We start from the raw sequence: 17,162 nt of genomic DNA, 5'->3' as shown, positions 1-17,162 counted from the left end.
CGCGCCCTGCCGATCTGAAAAGGAATGTATGCGATGCGGTCGAATTTTCTCGGCATGGCGATCTGCGGGGGGCTGTTCAGCGCCCTGCCCGCCCATGCCGAAGACTTCGCGCCGCCGCAGGGCTGCGAGGTCTTCATGACCGTGCAGATGCATAACTGTCAGGTGGCCAATTACTATCGCTGCGCCGCCGATCCGGAGGGCGATCTCTGGACCGCATTCGCTGATGGTGAGGGCATCTATTACCTGAGCCATATCGATGCCGAAACGCGCTGGCTTGAGAGCGTGTCGACCGATGACGGCGAGATCGAGATGTTCGATCCGGGCGCATCGAAGGATGCTCCCTCGTTCTCGGCGCTCCTGTCGGACGGCAAGGACGATTACGATTTCGTCACGCGCTCGAATTACCGGGGTCTGCGCCGCTATGTCGGCAGCGATACCCTCACGGGCAAGTCGGTCAGCATCGACGATGTCCCGCTCGAGACGATCACCTTCGATCTGCGCGAGGATGACCAGAACAGCCAGACCGTCGCGACCCGCACCGGCACGCAATATATCTCGCGCAAATATCGCGTGTTTTTCAGCGGCGCGGAGCGGTTCGAGAACGATCAGGGCGATGTCGTGAGCTATGACGACAGCCCCGTGCGCTTCGACTTTCCCGGCGATCCCGGTTTCTCGACCGAGACGCCCGAATATGACTGCGACCTGATGATGACGCAGGCCGATCTTCGGCCCACGCAAGTCAGCCTCGCCCCCCTTTCCCGCTCTTTCTCCAAGGAGGCACTGCAATGACCAAATATGACGAAGCCTGGGTGGCCGCCGAGGAAGCGAAACGCCAGTGGATGAACGAGAATTCACTGTGGAAGGAAGAAGACGAGAAGGCGTCCTGCGGCGTCGGTCTCGTGGTGTCGATCGACGGCAAGGCCTCGCGCCGCGTCGTGGAGAACGGCATCGACGCGCTGAAGGCGATCTGGCACCGCGGCGCGGTCGATGCCGACGGCAAGACCGGCGACGGCGCAGGTATCCACGTCCAAATCCCCGCCCCCTTCTTCTACGACCAGATCCGCCGCACCGGCCACGAGCCGGACATGGAGAAAATGGTCGCCGTCGGTCAGGTCTTCCTGCCGCGCACCGATTTCGGCGCGCAGGAGCGCTGCCGCACGATCGTGGAATCCGAAGTTCTGCGGATGGGCCACTACATCTACGGTTGGCGCCACGTTCCGGTGAACACCGAAGTGCTGGGCGAGAAAGCCAATTCGACCCGCCCCGAGATCGAGCAGATTCTGATCCGCAACGATAAGGATATCGACGAGGAGCAGTTCGAGCGCGAACTCTACATCATCCGCCGCCGTATCGAGAAAGCGGCAATCGCGGCGCAGATCAACGGGCTCTACATGTGCTCGCTGTCGTGCCGCTCGATCATCTACAAAGGCATGATGCTGGCCGAGCAGGTCGCGGAATTCTATCCCGATCTGAAGGACGAGCGCTTCGAGTCCGCCTTCGCTATCTATCACCAGCGCTATTCCACCAACACCTTCCCGCAATGGTGGCTGGCGCAGCCCTTCCGGATGCTGGCGCATAACGGCGAGATCAACACGATCAAGGGCAACACCAACTGGATGAAGAGCCATGAGATCCGCATGGCCTCCTCGGCCTTCGGCGACAGCGCCGAAGACATCAAGCCGATCATCCCGGCTGGGGCGTCCGACTCCGGTGCGCTCGATGCGGTGTTCGAACTGATGGTCCGCTCGGGCCGCAACGCGCCGATGGTGAAGACGATGCTCGTCCCCGAGCCGTGGTCGAAATCCACCGACACGATGCCCTCCGCGTGGCAGGACATGTATGCCTATTGCAACGCCGTGATGGAGCCGTGGGACGGCCCGGCGGCGCTAGCGATGACCGATGGACGCTGGGTCTGCGGCGGTCTCGACCGCAACGGTCTGCGTCCGCTGCGCTATGTCATCACTGGCGACGGCGTTCTGATCGCAGGCTCGGAAGCCGGCATGGTGCCGGTCGATGAGGCAAGCGTGGTCGAGAAAGGCGCGCTTGGCCCGGGTCAGATGATCGCGGTCGATATGCGCGAGGGCAAGCTCTACCACGACACCGAAATCAAGGACAAACTGGCGGCCGCTCAGCCCTTCGGCGAGTGGGTCGGCAAGGTCACCGATCTGAACGCGATCCTCGTGGACGTCCCGGAGAACCCGAAATTCTCGGGCGGTGAGTTGCGCAAGCGTCAGGTCGCGGCGGGCTATTCGGTCGAAGAGATCGAACAGATCCTCGCGCCGATGGCCGAGGACGGCAAGGAAGCCATCGCCTCGATGGGCGACGACACGCCGCCTGCGGTCCTGTCCAAGCAATACCGCCCGCTGAGCCACTTCTTCCGTCAGAACTTCAGCCAGGTGACCAACCCGCCGATCGACTCGCTTCGTGAAAGCCGGGTGATGTCGCTCAAGACGCGGTTCGGCAACCTCAAGAACGTGCTCGACGAGGATAGCTCGCAGACCGAGATCTGGATCTTGGAGAGCCCGTTCCTCGCGAATTCCGAATTCGATCATATGCTCAACGAATTCGGCGAGCAGGTGACGATCATCGACTGTACCTTCCCGGCCAATGCCGATCAGGAGGCTCTGCGCGAAGGTCTGACCCGGATCCGTCAGGAAGCCGAAGACGCGGTGCGCTCGGGCGCGCTCCATATCGTGCTGAGCGATGAGGAGCAGGACGAGGACAAGGTCGCGATGCCGATGATCCTCGCGACGAGCGCCGTGCATAGCTGGCTGACGCAGAAAGGCCTGCGGACCTTCTGCTCGATCAATGTGCGTTCGGCGGAATGTATCGACCCGCATTACTTCGCGGTGCTGATCGGCTCGGGCGCGACCACGGTGAACGCCTATCTCGCGCAGGACACGCTGGCCGACCGGATCGACCGCGGCCTGCTGGGCGGCACGCTCGTCGACGCGATGCGCAAATATCGCGATGCGATCGATGCGGGCCTGCTGAAGATCATGTCGAAGATGGGGATCTCCGTGATTTCCTCCTATCGCGGCGGTCTGAACTTCGAAGCCGTGGGTCTGTCGCGCGCGATGGTCGCCGAATATTTCCCCGGCATGCACTCGCGCATCTCCGGCATCGGCCTACACGGCATCCAGCACGCGCTGGAAGGTGTGCATGCCAAGGGCTGGAAAGGCGGTCAGGACGTGCTCCCGATCGGCGGCTTCTACAAGGCGCGCCGGACGGGCGAGTCCCACGCCTGGGGCGCGCAGTCGATGCACATGCTGCAATCGGCCTGTAACCGCGCAAGCTACGATCTATGGAAGCAATACAGCTCGATGATGCGGGCGAACCCGCCGATCCATATCCGCGACATGCTGGATATCAAATCGCTGGGCAAACCGGTCCCGATCGAAGAGGTCGAGTCGATCACCTCGATCCGCAAGCGCTTCGTGACGCCGGGCATGTCGCTGGGCGCGCTGTCGCCCGAGGCGCACAAACTGCTGAACGTCGCGATGAACCGGATCGGTGCGAAGTCGGACTCGGGTGAAGGCGGGGAAGACCCGGCGCATTTCGTGCCCGAGCCCAATGGCGACAACCCGTCGGCGAAGATCAAGCAGGTGGCTTCGGGTCGTTTCGGTGTGACCGCCGAATACCTCAACCACTGCGAAGAGCTTGAGATCAAGGTCGCTCAGGGCGCCAAGCCCGGCGAGGGCGGTCAGCTTCCGGGGATGAAAGTCACCGATCTGATCGCGCGTCTGCGGCACTCGACCAAGGGCGTGACGCTGATCTCACCGCCGCCGCACCACGACATCTACTCGATCGAAGACCTCGCGCAGCTGATCTACGACCTCAAGCAGATCAACCCGAAGGTCAAAGTGACGGTGAAGCTGGTGGCGTCCTCGGGCGTCGGCACGATCGCGGCCGGGGTGGCGAAGGCGAAGGCCGACATCATCCTGATCTCGGGCCACAATGGCGGCACGGGCGCATCTCCTGCGACCTCGATCAAGTATGCCGGTCTCCCGTGGGAGATGGGTCTGACCGAGGCGCATCAGGTGCTTGCGATGAACAACCTGCGCGAACGCGTCACCCTGCGGACCGATGGCGGTCTGCGCACGGGCCGCGATATCGTGATGGCCGCAATGATGGGTGCCGAGGAATACGGCATCGGCACCGCCGCCCTGATCGCGATGGGCTGCATCATGGTCCGTCAGTGTCAGTCGAACACCTGCCCGGTGGGCGTCTGCACGCAGGACCCGGAGCTGCGCGCCAAGTTCACCGGCACGGCGGACAAGGTGGTGAACCTCATCACCTTCTACGCTCAGGAAGTGCGCGAAATCCTCGCTTCGATCGGTGCACGTTCGCTCGACGAGGTGATCGGTCGCGCCGATCTTCTCAGCCAGGTGAGCCGCGGCTCGGCCCATCTCGACGATCTGGACCTCAATCCGCTGCTGATCACCGTCGATGGCTGGGACAAGATCGTCTACGACCGTTCGAAGCCGCGTAACTGGGTCTCGGACACGCTCGATGCGGAGATCATCAAGGATGGTCACCGCTTCTTCGAGGAAGGCGAGAAGATGCAGCTCTCCTACGCGGTGCGCAACACGCTGCGCACCATCGGGACCCGCGCCTCTTCGCACATCGTGAAGAACTTCGGGATGCGCAACGCGCTGCAGTCGGACCACCTGACGGTGAAGCTGACCGGCTCCTGCGGTCAGTCGCTGGGCGCTTTCGCGGCGCCGGGGCTGAAGATCGAAGTGTCGGGCGATGCCAACGACTATGTCGGCAAGGGTCTCTCGGGCGGCATGATCGTCGTGCGTCCGCCGATGGCCTCGCCGCTGGTGGCTTCCGAGAACACGATCATCGGCAACACCGTGCTTTACGGCGCGACTGAAGGTCACCTGTTTGCAGCGGGCCGCGCAGGCGAGCGCTTCGCGGTGCGCAACTCGGGTGCAAAAGTGGTCATCGAGGGCTGCGGCTCCAACGGCTGTGAATACATGACCGGCGGCGTCGCGGTGATCCTTGGCTCGATCGGCCCGAACTTCGGCGCGGGCATGACCGGCGGGATGGCCTATCTCTACGATCCGGACAACACGGCGGAAGAGCTGATCAATCTCGAAAGCCTCGTCACCTGCGGGCTGGGCCACGAGCATTGGGAAGCCGAGCTGAAAGGCCTGATCGAGCGTCACGTCGCCGAAACGGGATCGCGCAAAGGCGCCGATATTCTCCAGCACTGGGAGACCGAGAAGGCGAACTTCCTGCAGGTCTGCCCGAAGGAGATGTTGGCGCATCTGTCCTACCCGCTCAGCGACGAACCGCAGGCGATGCCGGCGGAATAAGGGAACTCTTTCCCCTACGGAACCGTTTCAGAGGGCGAAGCACATGCTTCGCCCTTTGTTCTGTCTGGAGGTAACGATGTCCGAACTGTTGGTGATGGCGCATGAAACCGAGGCTGCGGGTTTCGCGACGCGCGAGGAACTCAGAGCACTGGAAAGAGAAGGATTTTTCCGGTCGCAGGACATTGTTGTCGTGACCCGCGACGAAAGCGGCGAGATTAATGTTCATGAAAACAGCAACACGATGGCGCTTGGCGCGATCGGTGGCGCTGTCTGGGGCGGGCTGCTGGGTCTCGTCTTCCTGTCGCCGGTCGTCGGCGCGGCAATCGGTGCGGGCGCGGGCGCTGTGTCCGGCAAGTTCACCGATCTGGGATTGAACGACTCTTTCCTGCGCGAAGCGGGCGAGAGCCTGCCGCAAGGCGGCTCGGCTGTGTTCATCTTGCTTAAGAAGGGCACCGCTGCAGAGGTCCTCGACCGGATGAAGACCCTAGGCCACGCGAGCGGCCGCGTGCTGCAGATCCCCTTGCCGGAAGATTTCCACGAGCGGCTCGAATCCGCCCTGTCTTCGGGGGGCACCACAGCATTTACCGGCGAGGAAATCACCGAAGGCGCCACCGGAAATCTCGCGCGGATGGTGGGCCCCTCTGCCCTCTAACCCCGCTGTGACCGGGATGTCACTCTTTAACCCGTAGTTAACTTTGCGCCCACAGGCGCCTTTGTGTCGCCCTGATCTCTGCTTACCAAGTAACGAATAATTTATAATAACGTTACTCGAGCAGCAAAAATGGCAACCTATTACGACCAGTTCTACATCATGGATCCGGGCAGTCCGCCCGCTGCGGGCACGGCGCTTTCGCCGACGACATATGAAATTGTCGATCGGAATAACGACAATTGGATTTCCAGCAGCAACAGTGCCCGCGACACGATCAACGGCCAACGCGTCACCGATGTCTGGCGTGGCGACACGATCACCATCGAGCGTCCGAACGGCGTGCAAGAGACGATCACGGGCGACACGTTCTACCTGCGCGACGGAAGTGCCGTGTTCACGCCGTCCGATGGCACGATCCTCCACAACGCGACCTTCATCAGCTCCACCTATGTCACACAGAGCACCCAAGCGCCGGTCGGCGATCTGGGGCCGGAATGCTTCCTCGCCGGGACGCGGATCGACACGCCCGACGGGCCGCGACTGGTGGAGCGGCTCAAGGCGGGCGATCTTGTCATCACCGAGGACGACGGGCCGCAGCCTCTTCTTTGGACGGGTGGTCGGGTCTGTCGCGGCGTCGGGGCCTATGCGCCGATCCGGTTCGCGCCGGGGGCTATGGGAAATCGACGCGCTCTTTACGTGTCTCAACAACATCGGATGTTGCTGCGCGGCTGGCGCGCCGAGATCGCCTGCGCCCATAGCGAAGTTCTGGTCGCCGCCAAGCATCTCGTAAACGGCAATAGCATTCGGGTGGCTCCGCGCCCGCGCGTGCAGTACCGCCATCTGCTTTTCGCGCGTCATCACATCCTCATGGCCGAGGGCGCGCCGACCGAGAGCCTGTTTCCCGGCAATGTCGTCCTTGAAGACGACCACGGTATCGCGCGCGAAATACGCACCGCGTGGAAGCGGGTGTCCGATGCGCCGATCAAAACCATGGTAACCGCGCGACAGGTCGCGCGTGGACCGGAATTGGCGCTGCTTGTCGCTTGACCCTTCGGGGCACGCTGTGACTTATACGCACATGGCTAAGAGCAAGAAAAAATCGGGCCGCAAACCCGCCAAACGCAGCACGAAATCGAGCGTTCCCAGCAGCATGCGCGCACCTTTCCGCACCGCCGTGAAATGGGCGCTGCGGGGCGTGATGGGTCTCGTTGCGCTGGTGCTTGTGCTGATGGTCCTGTTCAAGTTCGTTAATCCGCCGACCACCTGGACGATGTGGAGCGAACGTCAGCGTCTTGGCGCAGTCGATCAGAAATGGGTGCCGATCGAGGATATCGCGCCCGTGCTCGCCCGCTCCGTCGTCGCGGCGGAGGACGCGAATTTCTGCAACCACTGGGGCTTCGACATGCGCGCGATCCGCAAGGCGATCGACGATGGCGCCAATCGCGGCGCCTCGACGATCACCCAGCAGACCGTGAAGAACGTGTTCCTCTGGCAGGGTCGAAACTGGCTGCGCAAGGCGCTTGAGGCGTCGATGACGCCGCTGGCCGAGGCGATCTGGGGCAAGAAGCGGATCTTGGAAATCTATCTTAACGTCGCTGAATTCGACGAAGGCGCATTTGGCGTCGATGCGGCCGCGCATCGCTATTTCCGCACCACGCCCGACAAGTTGAGCGCCCGCCAATCCGCGTTGATCGCTGGCGTCCTGCCTGACCCGAAGGACCGTTCAGCGGCGAAGCCCGGCAGCTTCCTGTCGCGCCGCGCGCAGTCGATCATGGACGGCGCGGCGACGATCCAGAAGGACGGGCGCGCAAGCTGCTTCGAGTGATCACTCGGCCGGTTCGGTCATCGGGCGCATGACGGCGAACAGTTCCGCGACCTTGATCCCGAATTTGCGCATCTGCGACCGGTTCAGCAGCGTCCCGTCCGGCATCAAGTAAATCCAGTCGGTCACGTCGAGCACGTGGCCGCCCGCATCCTCGGGCAACCGCAGCCGATAGCGCATCCGCAGCGCATTGCCCGACTGCTCCATCTCGGCGCGCCCCTCGATATCGTCGGCGGTCGAGCTGATCTCGCCCTTGGGCCCGAACTGGATATTCCAGGCGCGGCTCTGGCGCCGACCGGAGGCATATTCGAACTCCTCCTCGATCACGCCGCCCTCATTAGTGAACCGCCCTGTCATCACGGCGCGGAAGCGCGAGGTGACGCGACCGTCGGGGCCGTAGATCATACCATGTGCCTCGACAGGGCCCTCGAACGCCCGGCGAATGTCGAATTCCGGGCTCTCGGCCGCATAATCCGCAGACTTTTGCGCCGGGAATGAGAAGAAGAAATGCCGGATCAAGACAGCCGCCAGGATCAGAACCGCGAGGGTGAAAAGCAATTTTAACAACATTTTACGCCCTCGCATGTGCCAGTTGGACCTGCACCACATCGGTATGGCCGACCGCGAAGGCCGCCGCGCAGGCTTCGAGATAATAGGACCAGTTGCGCAGGAACTCCGGCCCGAAGCCAAGGTCGGTGGCCCGCGCGCTGCGCTCCTTCAGACGGGTGGCCCATTGTCGGCAGGTCTCGGCATAGTCCTGCCCGAAGGCGAAGCTTTCCTTCACCGCCAGCCCGGCCTTCGCCGCCTGAACGCGGATCACCCCGTCGGACAGAAGCATCCCGCCCGGAAAGGTGTATTGCCGGATGAAATCGGAGGTCTCGCGATATTTCGGAAAGTAGGAATCAGACACTGTTATGGCCTGAATGATCGCAGAACCGCCCTCCGCCAGTCGATCTTTCACGGTTTGGAAATAGTTCGGCCAATAGCGCTCGCCGACCGCTTCGATCATCTCGATCGAGACGATATGGTCGAATTTCCCCGGCGTATGGCGATAGTCCTGCAACCGGATATCTGCCCGCCCGTCGAGCCGCGCATCGGCGTAACCTTTCTGGCTGGGCGAGATCGTGATCCCGGTAACGCGACGCCCCTGCTCGGCCGCGCGTTCGGCGAAATGCCCCCAGCCGCAGCCGATCTCGAGCACGCGTTCCCCATCGCCCATACGGTCGAGAATACGGTCGAGCTTGCGGTTCTGGGCGCGGTGCAGATCGCTGTCGCCCGGCGCGAAAAGCGCAGAGGAATAGCTCATCCCCTCGTCCAGCCAGAGCTGGTAAAACTCGTTGCCCACGTCGTAATGCGCCCGGATGTTGCGCGACGCGCCGCGCAGCGAATTGGCACGCATCAGCCGGTCGATCAGGCGGAACTTCAGGTTCGACCAGAAGCCCGCATAGGCGTAACCGTCCACGACCTTGAGGTTCTTCAGCGCCAGCGAGAGAAGCGCCTCGATCGAGGACGTCTCCCATAGCCCCGCGATATAAGACTCGCCCAGCCCGACATCGCCGCGCGACGCCATCGCCACCACGGCCTGCCAGTCGCGGATTTCCATGTCGGCTTGCGGCTCCCCGCGACCGAAACTGCGCACGGTGCCGTCAGGCAGGCGCAGACGCAGCGTCCCCTGCTCGATCTTCTCGCAGGTCGCGAGGAATTCGCTGCGGATCCGGTTGGTCAGGAAAGGCATCATTGGCTGATCTCCTCGCTGGGGGGTGTGGGCCGCGACAGGTAGCGGGCGCCTTTGAGCTTGAGCCGCAGGGCCTGCCAGTAGATCAGGCCCAGCGTGCGGATCGGGGTGAGCGGACGGCGCAGCGCCATACCGAGAAGCGCCGCCGAAGTCAGTTTGCGGCGTTGGGTCGCGAGGGTGGCCACAACGCCCTCCTCGCCATTTCGGTGATCGATGCGGATGCGGATGTGCTCGACTCCGATGTCGAAGCGAAAACGATACTCCCCGGCGATGGTCTGGAACGGGGAGACGTAGAAGATTTTCGCGGCGTGGAGCTCGGTTTCTGCCGAAATAGGGTCGAATTCCGGGGTAGCGCAGAGATAGGAGTGCCGATCGCCGAAGGTATTGTTCACCTCCGCGATCACGGCGCGCAGGTCGTCTTGCGCGTCATAGGCCAGCCAGAAATTCACCGGGTTGAACCCGGCCCCGAGGATCTTCGGCTGGGTCAGAAGGCGTAGCTTCGTAATTTCGGGCGCACCGTGACGCGAGAGCTGTTTGCGGACCCATTCGGCCCCCGTGCCGCGACCGGGCGCCCCGCCGTAATCATTGTCATGCACCGTCGCGAGGTTGCGTCCGCGGCGCGAGAAAAACCGCGGCCACGGGCCCGGCGCGTCGGGATCGATCATCACGTAGTCGACGTGATAGCGGAACTGGTGGGAAATCGCGCCCCGCCGCGCATGAACCGTATGACCGGGGCAGAACTCGCCGCTCATGCGGGCACCTTTTCGAAGTCGACCTGCGGCTGCGCCCCGCGATTGAGCTCGCGCGCCACCCTAACCGCCGAGGCGAACCCATCCTCATGGAAACCATGGCGGAGCCATGCGCCAGCGAACCACGTCCGATTCAGACCCTGTATCGACTGGATTTTGCCCTGCGCCTTTATCGCTGCGCGATCGAAGACCGGGTGCCAGAAGACCTCGTGATCGTAGATCGTCTCCTCGGCAATCGGCGCATCGGGGTTCAGCGTGACGAAAAGCGGATCGCTTTCGGGGATGTTTTGCAGTTTGTTCATCCAATAGGTCACGCCAAGCCGCGTCTCATTCGCACGGGTCTGGGCTTGATAGACCCAGCTTGACCAGCACGCGCGGCGGCGCGGCATCTGCGCCACGTCGCGATGCAGATAGACGTCGTTGGGCTGATAGCGGACCGCCGAAAGCGCGGCCTGTTCCTCTGGGGTCGGCTTGGCCAGCAACTTGAGCGCCTGATCGGAATGGGTGGCGATGATGACCTGGTCAAACTGATCCGGAAGGGCCTTTTCCGCCGAAATAGTGACTGAATTGCGCTGCCGCTCGATCGCGGTGACCGGGGTGCCGGTGCGGAATTCGACGCCGCGCAGGCGCAGGGCGGCCTCCAACCGCTTCACATATTCGATCGATCCGCCCGAGACCGTCCACCACTGGTGCTGACCGGTCGCCGAGAGAAGCGCATGGTTCTCGAAGAAGCGCAGGAGACTTTTGGCCGGGAATGCGCCGATCTGATCGGCAGGCGTGGACCAGATCGCTCCGCAGATCGGCAGCAGGTAATAGCGCCGAAACCACTCGCCCAGGTTCAGCTCGTCCAGCAGAGCATCGATCGTCACATCATCGCTTTGAGCGACAGAGACGGCCTTCGCGTTGAACTTCGCGATATCCGCGACCATGCGCAGAAAGCCCGGCCGGGCGAGGTTCCGCTTTTGTGCAACGAGGCTGTTCAGGTCGCGCAAAGCATATTCGATGCGGCCCTGATCGATCGTCACGCCAAAGCTCATGTCGGATTTTTCGACTGGCACATCGAGCTCGGAGAACAGGCGCGTCAGATGCGGATAATTCGCGTAATTGAAGACGATGAAGCCGGTATCGACCGGCTGATCGCCCTTGCGCCCCGCAGTGATCGTACGCGAATGCCCTCCAAGCCGCGTCTCCGCCTCATAGATGGTAACGCGATTATGTGGCGCGAGTTGCCACGCCGCCGCCAGACCGGAAATCCCGGATCCGATGATCGCGATGCGTTGCGCATGTGGATGCAGGGCATCAAATGACATTCGAATTCTCCCAAGCTCTTGAAGGCGTAACGGTGCATATTACCGTTTGGATCAGAAGTTTTTTCGCATCGCATGTGAACCGCTATCTCATAAGCTGCGTATCGGTCACATGCTGAGAGATGCGACCATCAACTTCGACACCACAGGGACCCCGCCAATCGCGGCGGGTCAGGCCTTTGCCGGGAAGAGAATGGACGACAGGAAATCAGCGAAACCGACGCCCGAGGCGGCTTGCGAGCAGACCGATTGGCTCGTGGCCGTCCGTGACAAGCGTGACAAAATGGCCTTCGCGCGGCTCTACGATCACTTCTCTCCGCGACTGAAGGGCATGCTGGTGCGCTCCGGCATGACGCCGGCGGCGGCGGAGGATGTGGTTCAGGACGTGATGCTCACGATCTGGCGGAAGGCACATCTTTACGATGAGACGCGGGCACGCGCCTCGGCATGGATTTACCGGATTGCACGCAATCGGCAGATTGATGTGATCCGAAGACGGCCCCGGCCCGTTCCAGACGAGCTGATCGCCGAGGCCGAGACGCGGGAAACCCGAGAGGCCGATGCGGCGATCGGGCTGGAACAGGAAGCGGCGCAGCTGCGTCAAGCGATCGAGGCACTGCCGGAAGCGCAGCGCGAGATCATCGAGCGGGCCTATGTGGGGGAACTCACACAGGCCGAAATACGCGAGGCGACAGGTCTCGCACTTGGGACGATTAAATCGCGGATCCGGCTGGCGCTGGAGAAGCTTAGACACGAGTTAAGGGATCTGAGAGAAGAATGACCGAGATTACGCATCATTTGCCCGATTGGTTGGTACGGTCCTACGCGACCGGCTCGCTCGGTCATGCGTTCTCGCTGGTCGTGGCGGCGCATGTGAGCCAGTGCGACGAGTGTCGCGCACGGCTCGAAGCAGAGGAACTGGCGGGCGGGCTGGTTCTGGATGACCTGAAAGGCATGGCCCCCAGCGACGATTTGCGGCGACGTGTGTTTGACGGGCTGGACGACGACGATGTGATCGTCGCTGAGCAACCTGCGCGCGCCGGGATTTATCCGGGCGCCGTGGTCGAGGCGATGGGCGCCGACAATCCGCGCTGGCGGGCCTTGGGCGGCGGCATCAAGCAAGCGATCCTGAGCGAGGATAAAGAAGGGTCGGCCCGGCTCCTGTATATTCCGCCGGGAATGGCAGTGCCGGATCACACCCATGGCGGGCTGGAACTGACGCTGGTTCTGCAGGGGTCCTTCTCGGACGAAACCGGCCGCTTTGGCGTCGGCGATGTGGAAGTGGCGAATGACGATCTCGATCACACGCCGATCGCGGGGATGGAGGATGTCTGCATCTGCATCGCCGCCACCGATGCGCCGCTGAAGTTCAAGGGCCTTCTGCCGCGCTTGCTGCAGCCGATCTTCCGAATTTAAGACCCTAAATACGCCGAAACACGGCCCCGATCCAAAGGGCAAGCGTAGCCGCCCGGCTTTGCCGATAGAGCCTCAGCCGGGCGAATTCTTTCAGACGGGTCGAAAACGCCGCCTCGCGCATCCTCTTGAAGCGATCAAAAATGTCTTGGTTCTCGGGCGTGAACCGATGCGCCGATGCAGTGAGAGCTGCACATTGATCGTCGATCCAGCACCGCCAATCGCCGGACAGCATGCGCCCGAGCCGCGAGAGCTTGGCAGGCATTGTGACGTTCGCCCCTTCCGCATTACCGCCGTGTTGGCGGTAGAGAAGCGTGGGCTCCGCATCATAAATGACCCGCGCGCCGCACCCTGTGAACAGCTGATAGAGCCACCAGTCATGGCGCGGCGCGGCCTGCAGTTCGCGTGCCGCCGAGATGGCCAGTTCGGCCCCGGCTGGGTTCAGGAGAATGGTGTTTCCCGCCGCGATATTCTGCACCAGCGCATTGCGAAACGACGGTGGGCGCGTGTGTCGGGCGGAAAGGCGTTGGTTTTCCAGATTGGCGTCGCAAACCCAAGTCCGGCTGCAATAGAGCGCAGCCTCCCCCTCGCCCAATGCGGCAATCCCGCGTGCAAGCCGATCCGGCAGCCAGACATCATCCTGATCGCAAAAGGCGATGTAATCCTGCTGCGCGCTGTCGATCCCCTGCAGCAGAGACAGAAAATTCCCTCCCGCGCTGATCCGCGGGCCTCTCACGATCTGAACATCATGGCTGCGCGCAAACTCCGCCAAGACGTTATGCGCGGCGTCGGTTCGGCTGTCGTCCCCGACGATCAGAAGCCAATCCCGATGGGTTTGCGCCGCGAGGCTTTCCAGTTGATCGCGCAGTTCCGGACCCGGATCGCATGTCGCCATCAGGATCGTGACCCGCGCCACGGTCGCTTACTCGATCAGGTGCAGCAGGTATTCGCCATAGCTGTTCTTGCCGAATTTCTTTGCCCGGTCGGCGAGTGCGTCTGCACTGATCCAGCCTTTCTCGAAGGCGATCTCGTCGGGCGAGCCGCTTTGAAGGCCTTGCCGCTCCTCCAACGTGCGGACGAAGTTGCCCGCGTCGAGCAGGCTGCCATGCGTTCCGGTGTCGAGCCAGGCGAAGCCCCGGCCCATCTGCGTGACCGAGAGCGCACCGTCATGCAGGTAGGTTTCCAAAAGCGAGGTGATCTCCAACTCGCCACGGGCGGAAGGCGTGATCGTCTTGGCGCGTTCGGGCGCGGTCTCGTCGAGGAAATAGAGACCCGTCACCGCGAATTGCGAGGGCGGAACTTCGGGCTTCTCGATGATCGCGCGCACGGTGCCGTTTTCGTCGAAATCTACCACGCCGTAGCGTTCGGGGTCGCGGACGCGGTAGCCGAAGACGGTGCCGCCATCCGTGGTCGCATTCGCCGCTTTGAGGATTTCGCCCAGCCCGGCGCCGAAGAAGATATTGTCGCCCAGAACCATCGCCGAAGGGCTGCCCGCGAGGAACTCCTCGGCCAGCAGATAGGCCTGCGCCAGACCGTCGGGCGAGGGCTGGGTGATATAGGTCAGGTTCAGCCCCCACTGGCTGCCATCGCCGAGCGTGCGGATGAACTGCTCCTGATCATGCGGCGTCGTGATCACCGCGATCTCGCGAACGCCCGCCAGCATCAGCGTCGTCAGCGGATAGTAAATCATCGGCTTGTCATAGACCGGCAGAAGCTGCTTCGAGACGCCCATCGTGATCGGATAGAGCCGCGTGCCCGAGCCGCCCGCCAGAATGATCCCCTTGCGCATCACTTCGCCCCCAATTCGGTCAAAACCTCGTCCAATCCCGATCTCCAATCGGGTCTCGTCAGGCCGAACACGGCCAGATCACTGCAGTCGAGCCGCGAATTGAGCGGCCGTTTCGCAGGCGTCGGATAATCGGCGGTGGGAATATCCTCCACCGTCACGCCGCGCCCGGCCTGCGCGAAGATCTCTCGCGCGAAGCCTGCCCAGCTTACATCGGGAGAGCCTGAGAAATGGTAAACGCCGCTCTTCTCAGGCGAGCGCTGCAATTCCTTCGCGATGGTCAGGCAGGCCTCGGCAATTGCCTTCGCCGGCGTCGGCCCGCCGATTTGGTCCGCCACGATCGTCAGGCGATCGCGGCTTTCCGACAGGCGCAGCATCGTCTTCACGAAGTTCCCGCCATGGGCCGAGAAGACCCAGCTGGTGCGCAGATTGGCGAAGGGGCCACCCGCAGCCCGGATCGCTTCTTCGCCGGCGAGCTTTGTGCGGCCATAGGCGCCAAGCGGAGCGGTCGGGTCGGTCGGCTTGAACGGCGCCTCGCCCGAGCCGTCAAAAACGTAATCGGTGGAGATGTGAACGAACGGGATGCCAAGGTCGCGGCAGGCTTCGGCCATCGCCGCGGGCGCGTCACCGTTGACCACTTGGGCGAGCGCCTCTTCTTCTTCGGCCTTGTCAACGGCGGTATAGGCCGCTGCGTTGATCACGGCCTCGGGCTTGGCTTCCCGGATCGCCTCAGCTGCGGCGCCGGGATCACGCAAATCGACCCTATTCCGGCCTAAAAACGCCGCATCGGGCACGAGGCGCTGCAGCTCCTGCGCGACTTGGCCGGTCTGTCCGAAGACGAGGATCATGCCTTGCCCAGCCTTTCACCGACACCGTGCCGCTCCAGCAGCGGGCGCCACCAATCCTCGTTCTCGAGATACCAGCGCACCGTGCGCTCGAGCCCCTCTTCAACGGTGACGCTCGGCCGCCAGCCCAGCTCCTCGCGGATGCGGGTCGGGTCGATCGCGTAGCGCGCATCGTGGCCGGGGCGGTCGGTGACGAAGGTGATCAAATCGGCATAGGGCGCATCGCCCGGACGCAGCTTGTCGAGAATGGTGCAGATCGTCTGGACCAGCTCGAGATTCGACCGCTCGTTCTCGCCACCGATATTGTAGCTGCGGCCCAAGGCGCCCTTCTCCAGCACCAAGAGCAGCGCATCGGCGTGATCTTCGACATAGAGCCAGTCGCGCACGTTCGAGCCGTCGCCATAGATCGGCAGCGGCTTGCCCGCGAGCGCGTTCAGGATCACGACCGGGATCAGCTTTTCCGGGAAGTGATAGGGGCCGTAATTGTTCGAACAGTTCGTGAGCACGACCGGCAGGCCATAGGTCTCGTGCCAGGCGCGCACGAGATGGTCCGAGCCCGCTTTCGAGGCGGAATAGGGACTGTTCGGGGCGTAGGGCGTCTCTTCGGTGAACTGGCCCGTTGCGCCGAGCGTGCCATAGACCTCGTCGGTCGAGATGTGATGGAAGCGGAAGCTGTCGGGGCGGCCTTCACCCTCCCAGTAGGCACGCGCCGCCTGCAGCATGTTGTAGGTGCCCATCACGTTCGTCTCGATAAAGGCGCCGGGGCCGTCGATCGAACGATCCACATGGCTTTCGGCGGCGAGATGCATCACGGCGTCGGGCCTGTGACGGGCGAAGATCGCCGTCAAAGCCTCGGGGTCGCGGATATCGGCCTGCTCGAAAGCATAAAGCGGGCTGTCGGCGACGGGCGCGACATTCTCGAGGCAGGCGGCATAGGTCAGCGCGTCGAGGTTCACCACCTCATGGCCGCGCGAGACGGCGAGACGGACGACCGCGGAGCCGATGAAACCTGCGCCGCCGGTGACGAGGATCTTCATACTGCGCCCTCCCAGGTGAAGGGGCTTTTGAGCCCGGCAAACAGCGGCGCCTCGGCATCTTTACCGGACAAAACAGGCTCTATTCCTGCGGAAAGCGGCCAGTCGATGCCCAGATCCGGGTCGTCCCAGCGGATCGCGCCCTCACACTCGGGCGCGTAGTAATCCGAGCATTTGTAGACGATCTCGGTGCCCGGCTCGAGCGTGACGAACCCATGCGCAAAGCCTGCCGGGATCAGCAGCTGCTTGCCATTCTCGAAGCTCAGCTCCGTGCCGAACCACTGGCCATAGGTCGGGCTGCCCTTGCGGATATCCACCGCGACATCCCAGAGCCGCCCACGGCCGCAGCGCACCAGCTTCGCCTGCGCATGGGGCGGGGCCTGAAAATGCAACCCGCGCACCGTGCCCACGGTCTCCGAGACCGAATGGTTGTCCTGCACGAAATCGATCTCGATCCCTGCCTCGGCAAAGCGCTTCGCCGAATAGCTCGGCGAA

The 17,162-nt window shown here is 62.9% G+C and carries 16 protein-coding genes; 7 read left to right on the top strand and 9 right to left on the bottom strand.

Features of this window, described 5'->3' with window-relative positions; translation table 11 throughout:
• Nucleotides 1-33 precede the first annotated feature (33 nt).
• The 5 genes from AKL02_RS00080 to mtgA all read left to right on the top strand — a co-directional run bounded on the left by AKL02_RS00080 (nucleotide 34) and on the right by mtgA (nucleotide 7,801).
• Nucleotides 34-789: a hypothetical protein gene (locus AKL02_RS00080; protein ID WP_232621682.1), complete on the top strand. Its 756-nt coding sequence runs from the start codon at nucleotides 34-36 to the stop codon at nucleotides 787-789.
• Nucleotides 786-5,324: a glutamate synthase large subunit gene (gene gltB, locus AKL02_RS00075; protein WP_083076723.1), complete on the top strand. Its 4,539-nt coding sequence runs from the start codon at nucleotides 786-788 to the stop codon at nucleotides 5,322-5,324. Before AKL02_RS00080 ends, gltB begins: the two co-directional genes overlap by 4 nt.
• 76 nt (nucleotides 5,325-5,400) lie before the next feature.
• Complete coding sequence (locus tag AKL02_RS00070) at nucleotides 5,401-5,976, top strand: DUF1269 domain-containing protein (protein ID WP_165756944.1); 576 nt, start codon at nucleotides 5,401-5,403, stop codon at nucleotides 5,974-5,976.
• 129 nt (nucleotides 5,977-6,105) lie between these two features.
• The gene (locus AKL02_RS00065; protein ID WP_083076729.1) at nucleotides 6,106-7,023 is read left to right on the top strand and encodes a Hint domain-containing protein; all 918 of its coding nucleotides are present in this window, start codon (nucleotides 6,106-6,108) and stop codon (nucleotides 7,021-7,023) included.
• Between the two features lie 31 nt (nucleotides 7,024-7,054).
• The gene (mtgA, locus tag AKL02_RS00060; protein ID WP_083076732.1) at nucleotides 7,055-7,801 is read left to right on the top strand and encodes a monofunctional biosynthetic peptidoglycan transglycosylase; all 747 of its coding nucleotides are present in this window, start codon (nucleotides 7,055-7,057) and stop codon (nucleotides 7,799-7,801) included.
• Here mtgA and AKL02_RS00055 read toward each other — a convergent pair whose 3' ends face one another.
• Genes AKL02_RS00055 through AKL02_RS00040 form a run of 4 tightly spaced genes read right to left on the bottom strand, consistent with a single transcriptional unit; the run spans nucleotide 7,802 to nucleotide 11,592 of the window.
• The gene (locus AKL02_RS00055) at nucleotides 7,802-8,368 is read right to left on the bottom strand and encodes a DUF3833 domain-containing protein (protein ID WP_083076736.1); all 567 of its coding nucleotides are present in this window, start codon (nucleotides 8,366-8,368) and stop codon (nucleotides 7,802-7,804) included.
• A gap of 1 nt (nucleotide 8,369) precedes the next feature.
• The gene (locus AKL02_RS00050) at nucleotides 8,370-9,533 is read right to left on the bottom strand and encodes an SAM-dependent methyltransferase (RefSeq protein ID WP_083076788.1); all 1,164 of its coding nucleotides are present in this window, start codon (nucleotides 9,531-9,533) and stop codon (nucleotides 8,370-8,372) included.
• Nucleotides 9,533-10,285: a DUF1365 domain-containing protein gene (locus AKL02_RS00045; protein WP_083076739.1), complete on the bottom strand. Its 753-nt coding sequence runs from the start codon at nucleotides 10,283-10,285 to the stop codon at nucleotides 9,533-9,535. Before AKL02_RS00045 ends, AKL02_RS00050 begins: the two co-directional genes overlap by 1 nt.
• Nucleotides 10,282-11,592 carry an NAD(P)/FAD-dependent oxidoreductase gene (locus tag AKL02_RS00040; protein ID WP_083076742.1) on the bottom strand — a complete coding sequence of 437 codons (1,311 nt, stop codon included), beginning with the start codon at nucleotides 11,590-11,592 and terminating at the stop codon, nucleotides 10,282-10,284. The genes AKL02_RS00045 and AKL02_RS00040 overlap by 4 nt, the downstream gene beginning before the upstream one ends.
• Before the next feature lie 46 nt (nucleotides 11,593-11,638).
• Here AKL02_RS00040 and AKL02_RS00035 point away from each other — a divergent pair, with 46 nt between their 5' ends.
• Both AKL02_RS00035 and AKL02_RS00030 read left to right on the top strand, forming a co-directional pair.
• Nucleotides 11,639-12,370, top strand: coding sequence for a sigma-70 family RNA polymerase sigma factor (locus tag AKL02_RS00035; RefSeq protein WP_332836456.1), 732 nt, complete (start codon nucleotides 11,639-11,641; stop codon nucleotides 12,368-12,370).
• Nucleotides 12,367-13,005 carry a ChrR family anti-sigma-E factor gene (locus tag AKL02_RS00030; protein ID WP_083076749.1) on the top strand — a complete coding sequence of 213 codons (639 nt, stop codon included), beginning with the start codon at nucleotides 12,367-12,369 and terminating at the stop codon, nucleotides 13,003-13,005. Before AKL02_RS00035 ends, AKL02_RS00030 begins: the two co-directional genes overlap by 4 nt.
• Before the next feature lie 4 nt (nucleotides 13,006-13,009).
• Here the strand turns inward: AKL02_RS00030 and AKL02_RS00025 are convergent, their stop codons facing one another.
• The 5 genes from AKL02_RS00025 to rfbC are packed head-to-tail and all read right to left on the bottom strand — an operon-like array spanning nucleotide 13,010 to nucleotide 17,107.
• Entirely contained in the window at nucleotides 13,010-13,918 is a 909-nt protein-coding gene (locus AKL02_RS00025) for a glycosyltransferase (RefSeq protein ID WP_083076752.1), read from the bottom strand.
• 6 nt (nucleotides 13,919-13,924) lie between these two features.
• On the bottom strand, nucleotides 13,925-14,791 hold the full coding sequence (rfbA, locus tag AKL02_RS00020) for a glucose-1-phosphate thymidylyltransferase RfbA (RefSeq protein WP_083076756.1): 867 nt from the start codon (nucleotides 14,789-14,791) through the stop codon (nucleotides 13,925-13,927).
• The gene (gene rfbD / locus AKL02_RS00015; protein ID WP_198453234.1) at nucleotides 14,791-15,636 is read right to left on the bottom strand and encodes a dTDP-4-dehydrorhamnose reductase; all 846 of its coding nucleotides are present in this window, start codon (nucleotides 15,634-15,636) and stop codon (nucleotides 14,791-14,793) included. The genes rfbA and rfbD overlap by 1 nt, the downstream gene beginning before the upstream one ends.
• Nucleotides 15,633-16,670, bottom strand: coding sequence for a dTDP-glucose 4,6-dehydratase (gene rfbB / locus AKL02_RS00010; protein ID WP_083079523.1), 1,038 nt, complete (start codon nucleotides 16,668-16,670; stop codon nucleotides 15,633-15,635). Before rfbB ends, rfbD begins: the two co-directional genes overlap by 4 nt.
• The gene (rfbC, locus tag AKL02_RS00005; protein ID WP_408648104.1) at nucleotides 16,667-17,107 is read right to left on the bottom strand and encodes a dTDP-4-dehydrorhamnose 3,5-epimerase; all 441 of its coding nucleotides are present in this window, start codon (nucleotides 17,105-17,107) and stop codon (nucleotides 16,667-16,669) included. Before rfbC ends, rfbB begins: the two co-directional genes overlap by 4 nt.
• Nucleotides 17,108-17,162: the final 55 nt, after the last annotated feature.

Source organism: Thioclava electrotropha (assembly GCF_002085925.2).
Lineage (GTDB): Bacteria > Pseudomonadota > Alphaproteobacteria > Rhodobacterales > Rhodobacteraceae > Thioclava > Thioclava electrotropha.
The sequence above is the reverse complement of the archived record's forward strand: the minus strand, read 5'-3'. Positions and strand labels throughout refer to the sequence as shown.